We start from the raw sequence: 19258 nt of genomic DNA, 5'->3' as shown, positions 1-19258 counted from the left end.
CCCGGCATCGCGGCCACCGTCGTCGACGACAACGCCGTCGAGGTCCCCAACGGCTCCGGCGGCTACCTCGTCCTCACCGAGCCCTGGCCCTCCATGCTCCGCACCATCTGGGGCGACGACCAGCGCTACATCGACACCTACTGGTCCCGCTTCGAGGGCCGCTACTTCGCCGGCGACGGCGCCAAGAAGGACGAGGACGGCGACATCTGGCTGCTCGGCCGGGTCGACGACGTCATGCTCGTCTCCGGCCACAACATCTCGACCACCGAGGTCGAGTCCGCCCTGGTCGGCCACCCCTCCGTGGCCGAGTCCGCGGTCGTCGGCGCCACCGACGCCACCACCGGCCAGGCCATCGTCGCCTTCGTGATCCTGCGCGGCGGCGTCACCGAGAGCCCCGAACTCGTCGACGAGCTGCGCGCCCACGTCGGCCGCACCCTGGGCCCCATCGCCAAGCCCAAGCAGATCAAGGTCGTCGGCGAGCTCCCGAAGACCCGCTCCGGCAAGATCATGCGCCGCCTGCTGCGCGACATCGCCGAGGGCCGCGAGGTCGGCGACACCACCACGCTGGCCGACAGCTCGGTCATGAGCCAGATCCAGGCCCAGCTGCCGCCCTCGGAGAACGGCAACGGCTGATCCGACTGAGACGGCGACTGTGCCCCGGGCGGTGGTCACCGCCCGGGGCACAGTCGTCGGCAGGGCCGCGCCGGCAGGGGCGGTCACCGACGGGGGCGGCCGGGGAACCGGCAACGGTCACGCCTCCGGGCGTGGGGCGGGCTCCTCCGCGTTCACCCGGGTGCAGGCGACCGGGGCCGTACGGGCGCCGGGCCGCTCGTCCTCCGGAGTGCAGGACCGGCCCACAGGGCTTAAGTCCTTTATCAAGACAATCCGGATGTCACCCGAACACCCCGCTAGACTGTTAACGACGCATCAAGATCCCCCCGCCGGGGATCCGGGCGTCACAGGGCGAGCCGGGAAGTCTGGTCGGCAACTGCACCACCCGTGCATCCGTTGCCGCTCCCCGCCCCAGGAGGTCCCGCGTGACCGACCAGCCGCCCGTCCAAGAGCCGACGACCCGCCGCCGGCAGTTCCTCGGCCGGCTGCCACTGCCCGAGCGCACCTTCATCGCCGACGCCCTGCGCACCGAGACGGTCGGCGGTGTGCTGCTGCTCGGCGCCGCCGTCATCGCGCTGATCTGGGCCAACGTCTGGCCGCAGGCGTACCAGAGCATGCTCGACTACACCATCGGCCCCTCCACCCCGCTCCACCTCGACCTCACCCTGGCCACCTGGGCCAAGGACGGGCTCCTGACGGTCTTCTTCTTCGTCGCCGGGATCGAGCTCAAGCGCGAGTTCGTCGCGGGCGAGCTGCGCACGCCGAGCGCCGCGGTGCTGCCCGTCATCGCCGCCGTCTGCGGGGTGGCACTGCCCGCGATCCTCTACGCCCTGGTGAACTCCGGCAGCGGCGGACACCCCGGCGGCTGGGCGATCCCGACCGCCACCGACATCGCCTTCGCCCTCGGCGTGCTGGCCGTGGTCGGCAGCCACCTGCCCTCGGCGCTGCGCGCCTTCCTGCTCACCCTGGCCGTCGTGGACGACCTGATCGCCATCCTGATCATCGCGATCTTCTACAGCTCCGGCATCAAGTTCTGGGCGCTCGGACTGGCCCTCGCCGGGCTGGTGCTGTTCTGGTTCCTGCACCGGCGCGGGGTGCACGGCTGGTACCTGTTCGTGCCGCTGGCGCTGGTGACCTGGGCCCTGATGCACGAGAGCGGCATCCACGCCACGGTCGCGGGCGTCGCGATGGGCCTGATGCTGCGCTGCCACCGGGAGGGCGACGAGCAGCACTCCCCCGGCGAGCACATCGAGCACCTGGTCCGCCCGCTCTCGGCCGGCCTGGCCGTCCCGCTGTTCGCGCTGTTCTCGGCCGGGGTGACGATCTCCGGCACTGCGCTGCGCGAGGTGTTCACCCAGGCCGTCCCGATCGGCATCGTGATCGGTCTGCTGGTCGGCAAGTCGGTGGGCATATTCGGCGGCACCTGGCTGACCGCCCGGTTCACCCGGGCCGAACTGAACCCGCAGCTCAAGTGGGCCGACATGATGGCCGTCTCGGTGGTCGCGGGCATCGGCTTCACCGTCTCGCTGCTCATCAGCGAACTGGCCTTCCCGGACGACCCGACGCTCGCCGGCCGGGCCAAGACCGCCGTGCTGGTCGGCTCACTGCTCTGCGCGACCGTCGCGACGGTGCTGCTGAAGCTGCGCAACCAGCACTACCGCGCGCTGTGCGAGGAGGAGGAGCGGGACGTGGACGAGGACGGCGTCCCGGACGTCTACCAGGAGGACGACCCGGCCTGGCGGGCTCGGGTCTCGGAGCGGGCCCGCGGCTCGGAGCAGGCCCGGGGCACGGAGCGGGCCCGACCGCTGCCCGGCGAGGCCTCCGGCACTCCCGGGGCCTCCCCGGATTCCGAGGAGTCCCCGGACTCCCGGACCTCCGGGGACTCCCCGGCGGAGCACTGACGGTCCCTCCGGGACCCCACACAACGGACCCCGGGGCCCACCCCGGCTTCGCTCCCGCCGGAACTCTCACGGGAGCCCCGCCCCGGAACCTTCCCGGAATCCCTCCGGCAGCCCCCTCCGGCAACCCCCTCCGGGAGCCCTCGGAGGCCGCAGGCGGCCGGACACGTCCCTCCGGCGGGGCCCCGGAGTGGTGTCCGACTGACCGGTAGAGGCATGATTCTGAGCTGTCGACAATCCACTGACGCCCCGGGACCCCCCACCGGCCCCCGGAACCGCAGACCCGCGGTGGCGTCACGCCGCACAGCCGCAGAGGAGAACCGCTGATGCCCGCAGGAGCCGCAGACCCGTCCAGCAACGGCCGGGCGCCCTACGAGGGCGAGCGTTCGGTGGGGCAGCTGTTCGCGGCGGCCACCGCCGACCTGTCCGCGCTGGTCCACGACGAGATCGCACTCGCCAAGGCCGAGATCCGCGCGGACGTCAAGCGCGGTGTCTCCGGCGGCGTCTCGCTGACGGTGGCCGGTGTGGTGGCGCTGTTCTCGATCCCGATGCTGAGCGCCGCGGCGGCCTTCGGCATCCACGCGCTGGGTCTGTCGCTGGGCTGGTCCTTCCTCATCGTGGCGGGCGCCTACCTGCTGCTCGCGGCGCTGCTCGGGGTGCTGGCGTACCGCTCGTTCAGGAAGATCGAGCCGCCGCACCGCACCATCGAGGGCGCCCAGAAGACCGCCGACGTGCTGAAGAACGCCCGACCGCGCCCGGCCACCAAGGAGGAGATCGACCGGGCCCTGGGCCGCATCCCGTAAAGCACCCGCGTCAACGGACACCCCCTGGGCGAACCACCCGACAGTGAGTGCCGGGCACGTGTCCGGTGCGCGGATGTGACACGCTCTCGGTATGCCGCTTGACCAGAAGCCCGTACCCGCGCAGCCGTCCGCCGGTTCCGGACCCGACTCCGAGCCAGACTCCGGGCCCGGCCCCGTCCCCGAGGGCACCGGCCCGACCCCCGGACGGGAGACCGCCGGAGCGGCCGTCGAGGCGGGCACCGGGGCCGAGCCGGCAGCCGCGGGCGGGGGCGCCTTCGGGGCCGGAGCCGGGGCCGAGGCGTGGAGCATCCGGCAGGCCGGCCCGTGGACGCACCGCGACCTCGCGGCCAACGGCGCCCGCTTCCACATCGCCGAGCTGGGCTCGGGCCCGCTGGTGCTGCTGGTGCACGGCTGGCCCGAGTACTGGTGGGCGTGGCGCCACCAGCTGATCGCGCTCGCCGAGGCCGGCTACCGGGCGGTGGCGCTCGACCTGCGGGGCATCGGCGGCAGCGACCGCACCCCGCGCGGGTACGACCCGGGCAACCTCGCCCTGGACATCACCGGCGTGATCCGCTCGCTCGGCGAGCGCCGGGCGCACCTCGTCGGGCACGCCTCCGGCGGCACCCTGGCCTGGGTGGCGGCGGTGATGCGCCCGTCCGTCATCCAGAGCCTGACCGCGGTCTCCGCCGCCCACCCGAGGGACCTGCGCCGGGCGCTGCTGACCGACCGCCGCCAGTTCGCGGCCTTCGAGCACGTCCTGGGCTTCCAGCGGCCGTGGATACCGGAACGCCGGCTGGTGGCCGACGACGCCGCGCTGGTCGGCCGCTACCTGACTTCCTGGACCGGCCCGAACGGCCTGGACGAGGCCGCGGTGCACGCGTACCGGCAGGCGATCCAGATCCCCAGCACCGCGCACTGCTCGATCGAGCCGTACCGCTGGCTGATGCGGTCGATGGCCCGGCCGGACGGCATCCAGTTCGCCCGGCGGATGAAGAAGCCGATCACCGCGCCGACCCTGCACGTGCAGGGCGCGGCGGACCCGGTGCTGCTGTCGCACACCGCGCTCGGCGGCGGCGAGTACGTGGCCGCGCCGTACCGCTGGCGGCTGCTGCCGGGGGTCGGACACTTCCCGCACGAGGAGGCGCCGGAGGAGTTCACCGCCGAGCTGCTGGACTGGGTCGGGCGCCACAAGGAGTGACGGACGGAGGCACCCGGGGCGGCCGGCCGTGCGACGTCGCGGAGGGTCCCCCGGGTCCAACTGCCCTGACGCTGAGTTCATATGACAATCGCATAGGCCAATTTCGGCACAGCCCGGACGGTTTCCCCCACCGGCCCAGGGGCATCCATTCCGGTATGAGTTGGATGCCCGATCGCGGCGCCGCCCCGCGCGGCCGACGCCAGAACAGCCCCCAGCGTTCCGCCCACCGCCCCGACCGGGCGGACGACCTCGGCTTCGACGGCCTCGACGGCCGCCCGCGCGCGGAACGGCGGGAGCTCGGCATCCCGCGCATCCTCGGCCGGCGCGCCCGCTGGGTGGGCGCACGGCTGCGGCGCGAGACCTGAGACCTCGCGCCGCGTCTGTCCGGAGGTGGCGGGCGGCCGTCGACGGCCGCCCGGCCCGCGCCGCTCAGTTCGTGATCGTGATCGGCGACAGCGCCGTGAACCAGAGCAGGACGAAGGTCGCCACCGACATGATCGGCACCAGCACCTTGGTCTCCACGTTGTTGCCGCTGCGCTTGATCAGCACGACCTCGTAGCGCTCCTTGTGCGGCCAGAGCAGCGGCGCGCCCTTCTTGGTCAGGCAGTCGCCCAGCAGGTGCGCCAGCGTGCCCAGCGCCACCGCGTACGGCAGCCAGCCGGGCGAGTTGGGCATCCAGGTGTTCATCCCGAAGGTGCCCAGCGCGGACAGCCCGATGACGGTGATCCACGCCTCCGGGCCGTTGCTCGGCGGGCAGAGCCGCAGCGCCCTGATCGCGAGCGCCAGCAGGAAGAAGGTCAGCGCGAGCGTGAAGTTGCGGCCCAGGTAGGTGACGCCCGCCCAGGTGCCGGCGCCCATCAGGGCGACGAACAGCAGCGAGTGGGTGGCGTGCCGGTGGCCGCCGGAGGCCCAGGCCACGACGCGGCAGAGCGCCTTGGAGACCGGGCCGAGGAAGTTGGCGATCGAGCCGTCGTGGTGGTCGAGGTCCGGCAGCAGGGCGGCGCCCGCGCACAGCACCGTGCCCATCAGTATGTCCGCCGGCTTCAGCGTCGTGTGCAGCAGCAGCGGGGGCAGGAAGGGGGCCGAGGCCGCATACAGCATCGCCCCGCTCACCGCGTGCGAGTGACCCATCATCGGACTGCCACGACCTCCCCGCAAGGCCCACTCCGGGACGGCGCCCGGTTGAGCCGAACGGGTGAGCGCGGCCGACGCTACCAGGGCGGGCTGACGGTGCGACGGATATCGCACGGCCCGGCCCGGCGCGTGCCGTCGCGCCCCGTCACGCCGCCCCGCCCCGGGACCCATCCGGCCTGCACGCGCCGCCCCGGGCCCATCCGGCCCGGGGCGCCCCCGTCAGAGCGCGCAGCCCTGGGTGTCCACCCGGGCGGTCGCGGCGCCGCCCTGCTGGGCGTCCTCGCGGACCTCGGCCGCGGTCAGCACGTACCCGGTGTCGGCGCTGTCCAGGGACTTGGCGAACACCACGCCGTACACCTGGCCGTCCGGGGTGAGCAGCGGGCCGCCGCTGTTGCCCTGGCGGACGGTCGAGCGCACCGAGTAGACGTCGCGCACGACCTGGCCGCGGTGGTAGATGTCCGGGCCGTTGGCCTGGATCCGGCCGCGGATGCGGGCGGGCTGGACGTTGAAGGCGCCGTTCTCCGGGAAGCCGGCCACGATCGCGCTGTCGTTGGTCTTCGCCTCGCCCGCGAAGGTGAGCGCGGGCGCGTTCAGCTTGGGCACGTCCAGGATCGCGATGTCGCGCTGCCAGTCGTAGCGGACCACCGTCGCGTCGTACAGCTGGCCGACGCCGCCGATCTGCACGGTCGGCTCGTTGACACCGCCGACCACGTGGGCGTTGGTCATCACCCGGTGCGGGGCGAAGACGAAGCCGCTGCCCTCCAGGGTCTTGCCGCAGGAGGGCGCGGTGCCGACCACCTTGACCAGGCTCTGCTTGGCCCGCGCCACCGCCGGGCTGGCGGCCAGCGCCGGGTCCGGGGTGTCGACCTGGGTGATCGGCTCGTGCTCGAAGGGGTTGAAGACCTGCGGGAAGCCGTTGCGGGCGAGCACCTTGGAGAAGTCGGAGAACCAGTTCGGTGCGTCGGACGGCAGCGCGTTCTGCACGCCGCCGAGGATCGCCGAGGAGCGGACCTGCTTGGAGACCGTCGGCAGCGAGGCACCGGCCAGTGCCGAGCCGATCAGCCAGGCCACCAGCAGCATCGAGAGCACGTTCACCACCGCCCCGCCGGCCGCGTCCAGCACCCGGGCCGGACGGCGGTCGATGTGGCCGCGCAGCTTCCAGCCGAAGTGCGCGGTGATCGCCTGGCCGATCGCCGCGAAGACGATCACCACCACGACCGCCACCACCGAGGCCGTGGTGCCGGGGCTCAGGTGGTCCAGCAGCAGCGGCAGCAGCTCGACGGCCAGCAGGCCGCCGCCGAGGAAGCCGACCAGCGACAGCACGCCGACCACGAAGCCCTGCCGGTAGCCCGACACGGCGAACCCCACGGCGGCGATGATCAGCAGGACATCCAGGACGTTCACCACGACACCCTCCCACGGCCCGGCGGCCGGGTGTACCGACGACCTGTCACGGGACGCTGCCGGCTCACGGGGCGCCGCCGGCTCACGGGGCTCCGGCGTCGCCGCCCGGCAGGACGCGGGAGTGTTCGAGGTCGCCCTGGACCAGGGCCAGCGCGTCGTCCGAGAGGTCGACGATCCGGGACGGGTCCCAGGGCAGCTCCAGACCGCTGTGGTGCAGCACCCGGTCGATCACCCCGGCGGTGAAGCCCCAGACCAGCCGCCCGGCGACCGCGAAGGCCGGACCGATGTGCCCCGACGGGTGGCGCAGCCGCACCCGGTTCGCCGGATCGGCCAGGTCGGCGATCGACACCCGGAACACCGCGCCGGTCTCGCCCTGGTCCACCGGGTGCACCGGCGACTCCTCGCGCCACCAGCCGAGCACCGGGGTCACCACGAAGCGGCTCACCGGGATGTACAGCCGCGGCAGCGCCGCGAACACCTGCACCCCGGCCGGGTCCAGTCCGGTCTCCTCCCACGCCTCGCGCAGCGCCGCGGCGATCGGGCCCGGACCGTCCGGGTCGCCGTCCTCCGGGTCCAGCGCGCCGCCCGGGAAGGACGGCTGGCCGGCGTGCGAGCGCAGTGAGCGGGCCCGCTCGATCAGCAGCAGGTCCGGCCCCTCCGGGCCCTCGCCGAACAGCATCAGCACGGCCGCCGCCCGGCCGCCGTCGGCCGGCGGCAGGAAGCGGCTCAGCTGCTCCGGCAGCACCCGCTCGGCAGCCTCCCGGACCGGCTCCAGCCAGGTCGGCAGGTCGTCCCGCTCGATCCCGCTCGTGATCATTCCGCCACCGCCAGGTCCGCGACCTGCCCGTGGTGGGCGGCGGCGTCCGCACGGGCGGCCGCCTCACCGGGGTAGTCCGCCGGGGGCCTCAGCCGTTGCCCCGGCTGGCCGCCCATCTCGTACTTGAGCAGCTTGCGCGCCTTCTCCGGGTCGGTCACGCCCTCGCCGTACGCGGGGCAGAGCGGCGCGACCGGGCAGGCGCCGCAGGCCGGCTTCTGGGAGTGGCAGATCCGGCGGCCGTGGAAGACCACGCGGTGCGAGAGCATCGTCCACTCCGACTTCGGGAAGATCTCCGCGACGGCCGCCTCGACCTTCACCGGGTCCTCCTCGGTCGTCCAGCCGAACCGCCGGGCCAGGCGGCCGAAGTGGGTGTCGACCGTGATCCCGGGGACCCCGAAGGCGTTGCCCAGCACGACGTTGGCGGTCTTGCGGCCGACACCCGGCAGCGTCACCAGATCGGCCAGGCGCCCCGGGACCTCTCCGCCGAACTCGTCACGCAGCGCGATCGAGAGGCCGAGCAGCGACTTCGCCTTGTTCCGGAAGAAGCCGGTCGGACGGATGATCTCCTCCAGCTCCTGCGGGTCCGCCGCCGCCATGTCCTCCGGCGTCGGGTACTTCGCGAACAGCGCGGGGGTGGTCTGGTTCACCCGGAGGTCGGTGGTCTGCGCCGACAGCACGGTGGCCACCAGCAGTTGGAAGGGGTTCTCGAAGTCCAGCTCCGGATGCGCGTACGGGTACAGCTCCGCCAGCTCACGGTTGATCCTCCGGGCCCGCCGCACCATCGCCAGGTGCGACTCGGGCTTCCTCGGCTTCACGACGGGCCGCTTCGCCGCCCGCTTCACCGCCGGCTCGGCCTTCGGCGCCGCCGCTTTCCGGACCTTGCTCTCTGCCATGCACGAAGGCTACGCCGAGCGAAGGGTGGCCCGGGGGCGATCATGCGCGGAAGCGGGCCCGGCCGGGGCGAGTTCCTCCGCGGGATTCCTCGGAATTCCTCGGGATTCCCCGGCGGGTGCGATGAGTTTCGCGGCGGGCGCCGGTCTACCCCTGTGACCGGCTCGCACGACGACAGAAGGAACTCCCATGAGCACCGTGGTCTCCACCGACGGCACCACCATCGCCTGCACCGTCACCGGCTCCGGCCCGGCCGTCGTGCTGGTGGACGGGGCGATCGGCCACCGGGCCTTCGACCCGGGCGTCGCCGTCGCCGAGCAGCTCTCGGCCCACCACACCGTGTGGGCGTACGACCGGCGCGGCCGGGGCGGCAGCGGGGACACCGCGCCGTTCGCGGTGGAGCGCGAGATCGAGGACCTGGCCGCGGTGATCGCGGCGGCCGGCGGCTCGGCCGCGGTGTACGGCATCTCCTCGGGCGCCGCGCTCGCGCTGCGGGCGGCCGCCGCGGGGGTCGGTGTGCGCCGACTCGCCGTCTACGAGCCGCCGTTCAGCACCGCGGAGGGGCAGAGCGAGCGCTTCGTCGGGTACGCCGGCGAACTGGAGGCGGCGCTCGCCGAGGGACGCCGCGGGGACGCCGTGGCGGCCTTCATGACCTTCGTGGGGATGCCCGCCGAAGCGGTGGACGGGATGCGCGCCGCCCCGGTGTGGCCGCTGTTCGAGGCGGTCGCGCCGACGCTGGCGTACGACGCGGCGGCGCTCGGCGCGCGGACCGGGGGGACCGTCCCGGTCGACGTGCTGGCCCGGATCGCGGTGCCGACCCTGGTGCTGGACGGCGGCGCCAGCCCGGAGCTGCTGCGGGCACCGTCCGCCGCGGTGGCCGCGGCCGTGCCGGACGCCGAGTACCGGACGCTGGCCGACCAGACCCACGAGGTGGCGGCCGGGGCGCTGGTGCCGGAACTGGTGGAGTTCTTCGCCTGACCACCGGTCCGCGCCCCGCCCCGCGGTCACTAGTCTTCCGACGAACCGACGAATCGACGAACTGACGAACCGACGAGCGGAGAACGAGGGAGCATGGACGCGGACTTCAAGGACATCCCCACCACCACCCTGGCCGACATCCTGGGCCGCGACCGGGTCATGGACATCGGCCTGCGCCCGCTCTGGGACGGCATGCCCCGGGTGGCCGGCCCGGCCTTCACCGTGCAGTGCCCGCCCGGGGACAACCTGATGCTGCACGCCGCGATCCACCGGGCCGAGCCCGGCTCGGTGATCGTGGTCGAGTCCGGCGACCTGGACTACGCACTGGCCGGAGGCAACGTGTGCGCCGTGGCGCAGCGCCGGGGCGTGGTGGCCTTCGTGGCCGACGGCCTGATCCGGGACCTCGGCGAGGTCCGGGAGGCGGGCTTCCCGGTCTTCGCCCGCGGGGTCATCCCGATCCCCGGGGCGAAGAAGGCGCTGGGCACGCACGGCGCCCCGGTGCGCTGCGGCGGCGTGCTGGTGGCGGCCGGCGACATCGTGGTGGCCGACGAGGAGGGTGTCGTGGCGGTGCCCGCCGCCGAGCGGGACCGGGTCCTGGAGGCGGCCCGGGCGAAGCTGGCCAAGGAGGCCGCCCAGACCCTGGACGAGTGGGCGGCGGAGCACCGCGACCGGATCGAGCGGGCCCTCGCCGAGCTGGGCTTCCAGGGCTGACCCGCGGCGGGGCCCACGGCGGCTGACTTGCGGCGGGGCTGCCGTGAGCCGGCCGCCGTCAGCCCCGGTACAGCCCGTCCAGCTCCCCGAAGCCCAGCGCCCCGTCGAGCTCCGTCAGCGTCCCGGCGCCGAGCAGCTCGGCGGCGGCACGGCGGGCCGCGGTGTACGCGAGCTGGGCGAGGCCGGTACCGACACTGATCCGCCGCACCCCCGTGGCGGCGAGTTCGGCGACGCTCGGCCCGCCCGGGACGGCCATCGCGTTCACCGGCAGCGCCGAGCGCCGGCACAGCTCGGTGAGGGCGTCGGGGTCCAGCAGCCCGGGGACGAACAGGCCGTCGGCGCCCGCCTGCGCGTAGGCCTCGGCCCGGACCAGCACGTCGTCGAGCCCGCCCAGTCCGAACAGGAAGACGTCCGTCCGGGCGTTGACCACCAGCTCCGGCAGCCCCGCGGCGGCGGCCGCCGTACGGGCCGCGCGCAGCCGCTCGGCCTGCTCGGCCACCGGGAAGAGCGGGCCGCCGACGGCCGTCGAGTCCTCCAGGTTGACGCCGACGGCGCCCACCCCGACCAGGGCGGTCACGGTCTCGGCCACGTCGGCGGGCAGCGGCCCGTACCCGCCCTCGGCGTCGACGGTGACCGGCAGGTCCACCGCGGCGACGATCCGGCGGGCCGCCTCGACCGCGGCCGCCCGGCCGAGGCGCTGGCCGTCGCCGTGGCCGAGCGACCAGGAGACGCCGCCGCTGGTGGTGGCGACCGCCCGGGCGCCGGCCGAGGCGATCACGGCGGCGCTGCCCGCGTCCCAGGCGTTGGGCAGGACGAGCCCGCCGTCCGCGACCAGTTCGCGCAGCCGCAGCGCCCGCTCGCGGGACTCGGGGGTGGTGGACATGGGTGTCACCGGCTTTCGTACGGATCGGTGGGGACGCAGACATCCTGCGCCCGGCTCCCCCACCCGTACCAGTGATTAAGCTGAGGCTGAATCTTTCCCGGGGAGGGGCCGCATGCGATCCGAACTGCACTTCTCCGCGCAGGACTTGGCACTGACCCGGTTCGCCGTCTCCCCGATGCAGGAGGTGGTGACCAGCCTGCGCGCCCTCGCGCGGCACCCCGCGCCGGCGCTGCACCGCCGCTGGGCCGCGGAGGTCCGCGGGCGGCTGGCCGCCGCCGCGCCGACCATGGACCGGCTGGCCGCCCTGGTGCCACCCACCGGCCACCTGCCGGACTTCCTCAACCCCGCCCCGGCCGGCTACTCCCCCACGCTCGCCGAAGAGCTGGCCGCGATCGCCGCCACCGGCGCCGAACAGGTCCGGGCCGACCTCGACATCATGGCGGCCGAGGCGGGCGGCCGGCTGCCCGCCGTCCTCGCCCCGCTGCACCGCGACCCGGCCGCCCAGCTGCCCCGGCTGGCCGCCGACGTCCGGGCGTACTGGGAGCTGGCGCTCGCCCCCTACTGGGCCCGGATCCGGGCGCTGCTCTCGGCGGACGTCTTCCACCGCTCCCGGCAGGCCGCCGAGCACGGCACCGCGCGGATGCTGGGCGAGCTGCACGACACGGTCCGCTGGGACGGCACCGCACTGCTGCTGGAGCAGCGGCACTGCGCCGTCACCCGGCTGACCGCCGGCTCCGGGCTGGTGCTCCTGCCCTCGGCCTTCGCCTGGCCGCGGGTGCTCACCCGGGTGCTGCCGCCCGACCCGCCGCAGCTGATCTACCCGGCACGGGGCACGGCCGCCCTGTGGGAGCGCCGGGCGGGCACGGCGGCCCGAACGGACGCGCTGGCCGGCGTCCTCGGCCGCTCCCGCGCCCGGCTGCTGGCCGAGCTGGACTCCCCGGCCTCGACCACCGAGCTGGCCGACCGCACCGGGCTCTCCCCGGCCGGGGCCTCGCAGCACCTCACCGCGCTGCGCACGGCGGGCCTCACCAGCGCCCACCGCGCGGGCCACGCCGTCCTGCACGCCCGCACCGCGATCGGCGATTCGCTGTTCGATCAGGACGAGCAGGAGTTCGATCAGGGCATGTGAGGGCGCCCCCGCGGCCCGGCCCGCCCCATGACCAACCGGTACGAATGGCCCCGCACGGCACACCTCGGCACACCCCCTCCTCATATGATCGGAGCGACATGCGCCATGCTTGGTGATGCAGAACACTGAACGGAACTTGCGCCGGACGGCCCACCCGCCGTACGGCCGAGAAGGAGGAAGCACGTGGACGACGTTCTGCGGCGCGCCGCACTCTTCGCGGCACTCGACGACGAACAGGCCGGCGAGCTGCGCGCTTCCATGACCGAGGTCACCCTCGCCCGTGGGGAGTCGCTGTTCCACGAGGGCGACCCGGGCGACCGGCTGTACGTCGTCGCGGAGGGCAAGGTCAAGCTGCACCGCGCATCCCCGGACGGCCGCGAGAACATGCTCGCCGTCCTCGGCCCCAGCGAGATGATCGGCGAGCTGTCGCTGTTCGACCCGGGCCCGCGCACCGCGACCGCCAGCGCGCTGACCGAGGTCAAGCTGCTGGGCCTGGGCCACGGTGACCTGCAGCCCTGGCTGCACGCCCGCCCCGAGGTCTCCATCGCGCTGCTGCGGGCCATCGCCCGCCGACTGCGCCGGACCAACGACGTGATGTCCGACCTGGTCTTCTCCGACGTGCCCGGCCGCGTCGCCAAGGCCCTGCTGGACCTCTCCCGCCGCTTCGGCGTGCAGTCCGAGGAGGGCATCCACGTCGCCCACGACCTCACCCAGGAGGAACTGGCCCAGCTGGTCGGCGCCTCCCGCGAGACGGTCAACAAGGCGCTCGCCGACTTCGCCGGCCGCGGCTGGCTGAAGCTGGAGGCACGCGCGGTGGTCCTGATGGACGTCGAGCGGCTGTCCCGCCGCTCGCGCTGACACCCCGAACACGCCGAAGGGCCCGTCCGTCCGGACGGGCCCTTCGGCGTTCACGAGCCCTTCGGCGTTCACGAGCCGCCCGGCCGTCGGGCTCCGGGGGCGGCCCGGGTCGATCGGGCTCCGGGAGCGGCCGAGCGCCGGGGTCAGTCGAGCTCCGGGGTCAGCCCGTGCTCCTCCAGGTACTCCAGCTGGGCCCGGACGGAGAGTTCCGCGGCCGGCCAGAGCGCCCGGTCCACGTCCGCGTAGACCCGCGCCACCACCTCGGGAGCGGTCCGCAAGCCCGCCTCGACCGCCGTCTCCACCTGCGCGAGCCGGGCGGCCCGGTGCGCCAGGTAGTAGTCGACGGCCCCGAGCGCGTCCGCGAGCACCGGGCCGTGCCCGGGCAGCACGGTCCGCACACCGTGCTCGGAGGCCATCGTGTGCAGCCGGCGCAGCGAGTCCAGGTAGTCCCCCAGCCGGCCGTCGGGGTGGGCCACCATCGTGGTGCCGCGGCCGAGCACGGTGTCCCCGGTGAGGATCGCGCCGTCGTCCGGCAGGTGGAAGGTCAGCGAGTCCGAGGTGTGGCCGGGGGTGGCCACCACCCGCAGGTCCAGGCCGCCGACGTCCAGGCGCTGGCCGCCCACCAGGCCCTCCGAACCCAGCCGGTGCGCCGGGTCCAGGGCCCGGACCCCGGTGCCGGTGAGCTCGGCGAACCGGGCCGCGCCCTCGGAGTGGTCGGCGTGACCGTGGGTGAGCAGGGTCAGCGCGATCCGCTTGCCCCGCTCCTCGGCGAGGTCGATCACCCGGCGCAGGTGCTCCTCGTGCAGCGGGCCCGGGTCGATCACCACGGCGAGGTCGGAGCCGGGCTCGGAGAGCAGCCAGGTGTTGGTGCCGTCCAGCGTCATCGGCGACGGGTTCGGTGCCAGCACGCACAGCGCCCGGGAGGTGGCCTCGCCGCCGACGACGGCGGCGGGGTCACCCGGGAGGAGGCTCATGCACCCACCTCGACGAATCGCTCGCGCTGCGCGCTCACCGGCCGCCCTCGGCGTCGCGTTGGAGGGCCCGCAGCGGCAGTGCCCGGACGAGGGCGCGCTGCGCCACCTCGACGAACGGGACCGGGCTGTCACAGGCCGGGGTACGGGGGTTCAGACGGCGGGCGGGCATCTCGGGTGCCGTCCGGCGAGCCACGTCGTTGTGGGTCATCGGGCGTCGGTCCTTTCTCTGCGGTGGTGCGGCGGATCTTCTTCGGATGGATCTTCTTCGGATGGGTCCTCTGCGGACAAGGCTTCCCGGGGATTCGCTCCCCGGGCCGGCCGGCCACGCCGGTGGTGGTGCGGCGCGGGCGGACGGCCTCAGGAGTCCTCGGGGAACTCCCCGTCGATGGTCAGCTCGTCGTACCCGGGCCAGCGGACCGTCATGCGGTCCCCGCGGACCTCGGCCCGGCCCAGGACCGGCTCCAGCCGGCGCTCGGCGGCCGCGGCCAGCGCCTCGGCGGCGGTGCGCACCGGCGACAGCTCGCGCAGCACCGTCACGGTCGGCGGCAGCATGCCGAACCGGCCCTCCTGGTGGCCCCGGACCGCCTCGGCCGGGCTCAGCCACGCGACCCGGTCGGCCTCGCCGACCTCCAGCGCCGCGCGCTGGCCGGCCGGGAGGGCCGCCACGAAGAACCAGGTGTCGTAGCGCCGCTCCTCGAACTCCGGGGTGATCCAGCGCGCCCAGCCGCCCAGCAGGTCGCTGCGCAGCACCAGGCCGTGGTCCCGGAGGAACTCGGCGAAGGACAGCTCGTGCGCCTCCAGCGCGGCCCGTTCGGCGGTCCAGTCGCGCGGCGCGGCGACGCTCCGCCCGTCCGGGCCGGCCAGCAGCACGCCGGCCTCCTCGAAGGTCTCGCGGACGGCCGCGCAGACCACCGCCCGGGCGGTCCGGACGTCCACCCCGAGGCGGCGCGCCCACTCCTCGGGCGAGGGCCCGGCCCAGCCCGGTTCGACCTCGGCGTCGCGCGGGTCCACCCCGCCGCCCGGGTAGGCGTACATCCCGGCCGCGAAGGCCATCGAGGTGCGCCGGCGCAGCAGGTAGGCCTCCGGCCCGGCGTCGGCGTCGCGCAGCAGCACGACGGTGGCCGCCTGCCTGGGCACCGGCGGCGTCAGCACGCCGGAGTCGACCGCCCGGATGCGGGCAGGCCAACCGGGCGGCATCGGGAGCGTCGTTGCTCGATGGTCCATGCCCGGATGCTAAGCGCACGAAGGCGGGCTCGGCCAGGGCCGATCCCGCCTTCGTGATCGGACTCAGACGGTCTTGACGCGGACCTGGAGCTCGACCTCGACCGGGGCGTCCAGCGGGAGCACCGCGACACCGACGGCGCTGCGGGCGTGCACGCCCGCTGCGCCGAGCACCTTGCCGAGCAGCTCGCTGGCGCCGTTGACGACGCCGGGCTGGCCGGTGAAGTCGGGGGCGGAGGCGACGAAGCCGACGACCTTCACGACCCGCTCGATCCGGTCGAGGTCGCCGATCACCGACTTCACGGCGGCCAGGGCGTTCAGCGCGCAGATCTGCGCGAGCTCCTTGGCCTCCTCCGGCGACACCTCGGCGCCGACCTTGCCGGTGCTCGGCAGCTTGCCCTCGACCACCGGGAGCTGGCCGGAGGTGAAGACGAACTCGCCGGACTGCAGGGCCGGCACGTACGCGGCGACCGGCGCAGCCACCGGCGGCAGGGTCAGGCCCAGCTCGGCGAGCTTCGACTCGACGGCGCTCATGCGTTCTTCTCCCGCTTGAAGTAGGCCACCAGCTGCTCCGGGTTCGGGCCGGGCACGACCTGGACGAGCTCCCAGCCGTCCTCGCCGAAGTTGTCCAGGATCTGCTTGGTGGCGTGCACGAGCAGGGGCGCCGTCATGTATTCCCACTTGGTCATGGCCAGACTCTAGACGAGCCGCCGCGGGGATCGGCGCCGCGTGGCGGGCGGCGTGTGAGGTGGGGCACAAAGAGGGCATGATCAGGCCTGGCAACCCCAGGTGCTCCGGGCATCCGGCGCGGTCCCTGGTTACCCTCGCGGGAGGGCACCCTGGCGAGGGGCACCCTCGTCAGGAGGGGACGCCCGTAGGACGGAGACGGACGGAGACGGAGCGTGGCACGCACCCCCGGCCAGGCGGACCGGCGCGACCCCGACTGGGAGGGCGTCCGGCTGCACGTGGTCAGCGGCAAGGGCGGCACCGGGAAGACCACGCTGGCCGCAGCGCTGGCCCTGGCGCTCGCCGCCGACGGCGGTCGGGTCCTGCTGATCGAGGTCGAGGGCCGGCAGGGCATCGCCGAACTGTTCGGGATCGCCGCACTGCCCTACGAGGAGCGCCGGATCGCCTCGGTCTCCCGTCGGCAGCTGGGGCTCCCGGCCGCGGAGGCGCCCGCGGAGGCGGCGCAGCCCGGCGAGGTGTTCGCGCTGGCGATCGACACCGAGCAGGCGCTGCTCGAATACCTGGAGATGTTCTACAAGCTCGGCCGGGCCGGCAAGGCGCTGCAGAAGGTCGGCTTCGTCGACTTCGCCACCACCATCGCGCCCGGCGTCCGGGACGTCCTGCTCACCGGCAAGGCCTGCGAGGCGACCCGGCGCAAGGACCCGGACGGCCGGCGCCGCTACGACGCGGTGGTGATGGACGCCCCGCCGACCGGGCGGCTGACCCGGTTCCTGAACGTCAACGCCGAGGTCGCCGGGCTGGCCCGGATCGGCCCGATACACACCCAGGCGCAGGCCGTGATGCGGGTGCTGAAGTCCCCGGAGACCGCGGTGCACCTGGTCACCCTGCTGGAGGAGATGCCGGTGCAGGAGACGGTCGACGGCATCGCGGAGCTGAACGAGGCGAAGCTGCCGGTGGGAGGGGTGATGGTCAACATGGTCCGCCCGCCGGTGCTGGACGCCGCCGCGGTGGCCGCGGTGGACGGCAACCACCGCGAGGAGGTCGCGCTGGCGCTCGGGGAGGCCGGGCTCGGCGGCCGCTCGCGCAAGCCGGAGACGGTCCGCGCGGCGGTGGAGCCGTTGATCGACCCGCTGCTGGAGCAGGCCAGGGAGCACGCCGAGCGGGTCGAGCTGGAGCGCGCGCAGCGGGCCGACCTGCAGCAGCTGCGGATCCCGACGTACGAACTGCCGCTGCTGGGCGAGGGCGTGGACCTCGGCGGGCTGTACCGGCTGGCGGGCGACCTGAAGCGGCAGGGGGCGGCATGACCTCGAACGGGGTGCGGAGCACCGGGAAGCGGCTCGCGGTGGACGAGCTGATCGACGATCCGGGGACCAGGATCGTCGTCTGCTGCGGCTCCGGCGGCGTCGGCAAGACCACCACCGCCGCGGCGATCGGCCTGCGGGCCGCCGAACGGGGCCGCAAGGTCGTGGTGCTGACCATCGACCCGGCCCGCCGGCTCGCCCAGTCGATGGGCCTGACCGAGCTCGACAACACCCCCCGGGTGGTCAAGGGGGTGACCGGCGACGGGGAGCTCCAGGCGATGATGCTGGACATGAAGCGGACCTTCGACGAGGTCGTGCTGGCCCACGCGGAGCCCGAACGGGCCCGGGCGATCCTGGAGAACCCGTTCTACCAGTCCCTGTCGGCCGGCTTCGCGGGCACGCAGGAGTACATGGCGATGGAGAAGCTCGGGCAGCTGCGCGACGCCGAGGAGTGGGACCTCATCGTCGTGGACACCCCGCCGTCCCGCTCGGCGCTGGACTTCCTGGACGCGCCCAACCGGCTCGGGTCCTTCCTGGACGGCCGGGTGATCCGGATACTGACCGCCCCGGCCAAGGTCGGCGGGCGCAGCGCCATGCGGTTCCTGAACGCCGGGATGGGCCTGCTCACCGGCACCCTGGGCAAGATCTTCGGCGCCCAGCTGCTCACCGACGTGCAGACCTTCGTCAGCGCGATGGACTCGATGTTCGGCGGCTTCCGCGAGCGCGCGGACCGCACGTACCAGCTGCTCAAGGCGCCGGGCACGGCGTTCCTGGTGGTGGCCGCGCCGGAGCGGGACGCGCTGCGCGAGGCGGCGTACTTCGTGGACCGGCTCGCCGCGGACCGGATGCCGCTGGCCGGGCTGGTGCTCAACCGGGTGCACGGCTCGGGCGCCCCGCAGCTCACGGCGGAGCGGGCGCTGGCGGCGGCAGAGGCGCTGGAGGAGAACGGCTCGGAGCACTCCTCGCCGGAGGCGGAGCTGCTGGCGGCCGGGCTGCTGCGGCTGCACGCCGAGCGGATGCAGATCATGGGGCGGGAGCGCCGCACCCGCGACCGCTTCGTCTCGGTCTACCCGGACGTGCCGATCGTGGAGGTCCCGGCGCTGCCGGGTGACGTGCACGACCTCGACGGCCTGCGGGCCATCGGCGACCGGCTCAGCAGCACGGCGTAGGACGGCGGACGACGCAGGACGTGGGACGCGGGACGCGGGACGCGGGACGGCGCGGAACGCCGTCGGACGGCTCGGGCGGTGCGGCGTGGGCGCCCGCCCGGGGCCGACCGGCCCGGACCCCCCGGTACGGCCGGTTCGGCCTGTGCAGCCGGTGCGCCCCGGCTCAGCCCGCCTGGGCGTAGTCCGTCAGTATCACACCGGTCGCGAGGGACTCCTCGTACTCGGTGCGGGCCGTCTCCAGCAGCCTCCGCCACGAGATGACCGTCGGGCGGCGGCGCAGCAGCGCCCGGCGCTCGCGCTCCGTCATCCCGCCCCAGACCCCGAACTCCACCCGGTTGTCCAGGGCGTCCGCGAGGCACTCCGTGCGCACCGGGCAGCCGCTGCACACCGCCTTCGCGCGGTTCTGCGCCGCCCCCTGGACGAACAGTTCGTCCGGATCACTCGTGCGGCAGGCGGCCTGCGCACTCCAGTCGTCAACCCAGCCCATGCCGGCGCCGTCCTCTCCCGTATCGAGGCTCCCCCACGGCGGCAACGGCATATTCACCGTTGCCAGTTGAGGACGTTACGGAAGAACGACAGCTTGCAACAGC

The 19258-nt window shown here is 74.3% G+C and carries 22 protein-coding genes; 11 read left to right on the top strand and 11 right to left on the bottom strand.

What is annotated here, in order from left to right; all coding sequences use genetic code 11:
* The 5 genes from ACZ7KX_RS11675 to ACZ7KX_RS11655 all read left to right on the top strand — a co-directional run.
* Positions 1-633, top strand: a 633-nt coding sequence (locus tag ACZ7KX_RS11675; protein ID WP_470326295.1) for an AMP-binding enzyme, incomplete at its 5' end; no start/stop codon positions are given.
* A 404-nt stretch (positions 634-1037) separates the two neighbouring features.
* The gene (gene nhaA / locus ACZ7KX_RS11670) at positions 1038-2513 is read left to right on the top strand and encodes a Na+/H+ antiporter NhaA (RefSeq protein ID WP_470326294.1); all 1476 of its coding nucleotides are present in this window, start codon (positions 1038-1040) and stop codon (positions 2511-2513) included.
* A 323-nt stretch (positions 2514-2836) separates the two neighbouring features.
* Positions 2837-3313, top strand: a complete 477-nt coding sequence (locus ACZ7KX_RS11665) for a phage holin family protein (protein ID WP_470326293.1) — start codon at positions 2837-2839, stop codon at positions 3311-3313.
* A 91-nt stretch (positions 3314-3404) separates the two neighbouring features.
* On the top strand, positions 3405-4511 hold the full coding sequence (locus ACZ7KX_RS11660; protein ID WP_470326292.1) for an alpha/beta fold hydrolase: 1107 nt from the start codon (positions 3405-3407) through the stop codon (positions 4509-4511).
* A 155-nt stretch (positions 4512-4666) separates the two neighbouring features.
* A complete protein-coding gene (locus tag ACZ7KX_RS11655; RefSeq protein ID WP_470326291.1) occupies positions 4667-4876 on the top strand; it encodes a hypothetical protein in 210 nt (69 codons plus the stop codon).
* Between the two features lie 64 nt (positions 4877-4940).
* Here ACZ7KX_RS11655 and ACZ7KX_RS11650 read toward each other — a convergent pair whose 3' ends face one another.
* The 4 genes from ACZ7KX_RS11650 to nth form a co-directional block, all read right to left on the bottom strand.
* On the bottom strand, positions 4941-5645 hold the full coding sequence (locus tag ACZ7KX_RS11650; RefSeq protein WP_350519805.1) for a metal-dependent hydrolase: 705 nt from the start codon (positions 5643-5645) through the stop codon (positions 4941-4943).
* Positions 5646-5864: 219 nt separating this feature from the next.
* A complete protein-coding gene (locus ACZ7KX_RS11645) occupies positions 5865-7049 on the bottom strand; it encodes a MarP family serine protease (protein WP_350519804.1) in 1185 nt (394 codons plus the stop codon).
* Positions 7050-7131: 82 nt separating this feature from the next.
* Positions 7132-7866 carry an NUDIX hydrolase gene (locus ACZ7KX_RS11640; RefSeq protein WP_470326290.1) on the bottom strand — a complete coding sequence of 245 codons (735 nt, stop codon included), beginning with the start codon at positions 7864-7866 and terminating at the stop codon, positions 7132-7134.
* The gene (gene nth, locus ACZ7KX_RS11635) at positions 7863-8759 is read right to left on the bottom strand and encodes an endonuclease III (protein WP_470326289.1); all 897 of its coding nucleotides are present in this window, start codon (positions 8757-8759) and stop codon (positions 7863-7865) included. The genes ACZ7KX_RS11640 and nth overlap by 4 nt, the downstream gene beginning before the upstream one ends.
* Positions 8760-8946: 187 nt before the next feature.
* Here nth and ACZ7KX_RS11630 point away from each other — a divergent pair, with 187 nt between their 5' ends.
* Together ACZ7KX_RS11630 and ACZ7KX_RS11625 are read left to right on the top strand one after the other, a co-directional pair.
* A complete protein-coding gene (locus tag ACZ7KX_RS11630) occupies positions 8947-9735 on the top strand; it encodes an alpha/beta fold hydrolase (protein ID WP_350519801.1) in 789 nt (262 codons plus the stop codon).
* Positions 9736-9828: 93 nt separating this feature from the next.
* Positions 9829-10446: an RraA family protein gene (locus tag ACZ7KX_RS11625; RefSeq protein WP_470326288.1), complete on the top strand. Its 618-nt coding sequence runs from the start codon at positions 9829-9831 to the stop codon at positions 10444-10446.
* Between the two features lie 58 nt (positions 10447-10504).
* On the opposite strand, the gene ACZ7KX_RS11620 is transcribed toward ACZ7KX_RS11625, so the two are convergent.
* Positions 10505-11329, bottom strand: a complete 825-nt coding sequence (locus tag ACZ7KX_RS11620) for an isocitrate lyase/PEP mutase family protein (protein ID WP_470326287.1) — start codon at positions 11327-11329, stop codon at positions 10505-10507.
* Positions 11330-11441: 112 nt separating this feature from the next.
* On the opposite strand from ACZ7KX_RS11620, the gene ACZ7KX_RS11615 reads away from it, so the two are divergent.
* Together ACZ7KX_RS11615 and ACZ7KX_RS11610 are read left to right on the top strand one after the other, a co-directional pair.
* Positions 11442-12458 (top strand): ArsR/SmtB family transcription factor, encoded by a 1017-nt coding sequence (locus ACZ7KX_RS11615; protein ID WP_470326286.1) that lies wholly within the window; start codon positions 11442-11444, stop codon positions 12456-12458.
* Between the two features lie 183 nt (positions 12459-12641).
* Positions 12642-13316: a Crp/Fnr family transcriptional regulator gene (locus ACZ7KX_RS11610; RefSeq protein ID WP_030240972.1), complete on the top strand. Its 675-nt coding sequence runs from the start codon at positions 12642-12644 to the stop codon at positions 13314-13316.
* 143 nt (positions 13317-13459) lie between these two features.
* Here the strand turns inward: ACZ7KX_RS11610 and ACZ7KX_RS11605 are convergent, their stop codons facing one another.
* The 5 genes from ACZ7KX_RS11605 to ACZ7KX_RS11585 form a co-directional block, all read right to left on the bottom strand.
* Positions 13460-14290, bottom strand: coding sequence for an MBL fold metallo-hydrolase (locus ACZ7KX_RS11605; protein WP_470326285.1), 831 nt, complete (start codon positions 14288-14290; stop codon positions 13460-13462).
* A 34-nt stretch (positions 14291-14324) separates the two neighbouring features.
* Positions 14325-14498: a hypothetical protein gene (locus ACZ7KX_RS11600; protein ID WP_350519796.1), complete on the bottom strand. Its 174-nt coding sequence runs from the start codon at positions 14496-14498 to the stop codon at positions 14325-14327.
* A 149-nt stretch (positions 14499-14647) separates the two neighbouring features.
* Entirely contained in the window at positions 14648-15514 is an 867-nt protein-coding gene (locus tag ACZ7KX_RS11595) for an NUDIX hydrolase (RefSeq protein ID WP_470326284.1), read from the bottom strand.
* A gap of 63 nt (positions 15515-15577) precedes the next feature.
* The gene (locus ACZ7KX_RS11590) at positions 15578-16045 is read right to left on the bottom strand and encodes a RidA family protein (RefSeq protein ID WP_350519794.1); all 468 of its coding nucleotides are present in this window, start codon (positions 16043-16045) and stop codon (positions 15578-15580) included.
* Positions 16042-16200 (bottom strand): DUF4177 domain-containing protein, encoded by a 159-nt coding sequence (locus ACZ7KX_RS11585; protein WP_094743074.1) that lies wholly within the window; start codon positions 16198-16200, stop codon positions 16042-16044. Before ACZ7KX_RS11585 ends, ACZ7KX_RS11590 begins: the two co-directional genes overlap by 4 nt.
* 213 nt (positions 16201-16413) lie before the next feature.
* Between ACZ7KX_RS11585 and bagA the strand changes: the two genes are divergently transcribed.
* Positions 16414-17502 (top strand): ATPase BagA, encoded by a 1089-nt coding sequence (gene bagA, locus ACZ7KX_RS11580; RefSeq protein ID WP_470326283.1) that lies wholly within the window; start codon positions 16414-16416, stop codon positions 17500-17502.
* The gene (gene bagB / locus ACZ7KX_RS11575; protein ID WP_470326282.1) at positions 17499-18668 is read left to right on the top strand and encodes an ATPase BagB; all 1170 of its coding nucleotides are present in this window, start codon (positions 17499-17501) and stop codon (positions 18666-18668) included. The genes bagA and bagB overlap by 4 nt, the downstream gene beginning before the upstream one ends.
* A gap of 163 nt (positions 18669-18831) precedes the next feature.
* Here bagB and ACZ7KX_RS11570 read toward each other — a convergent pair whose 3' ends face one another.
* Positions 18832-19155 carry a WhiB family transcriptional regulator gene (locus ACZ7KX_RS11570; RefSeq protein ID WP_030240986.1) on the bottom strand — a complete coding sequence of 108 codons (324 nt, stop codon included), beginning with the start codon at positions 19153-19155 and terminating at the stop codon, positions 18832-18834.
* Positions 19156-19258 lie beyond the last annotated feature (103 nt).

Source organism: Kitasatospora sp. NPDC038210 (genome assembly GCF_055600605.1).
Note: the sequence above shows the minus strand (reverse complement) of the source record. Positions and strands in the feature narration are given on the sequence as shown.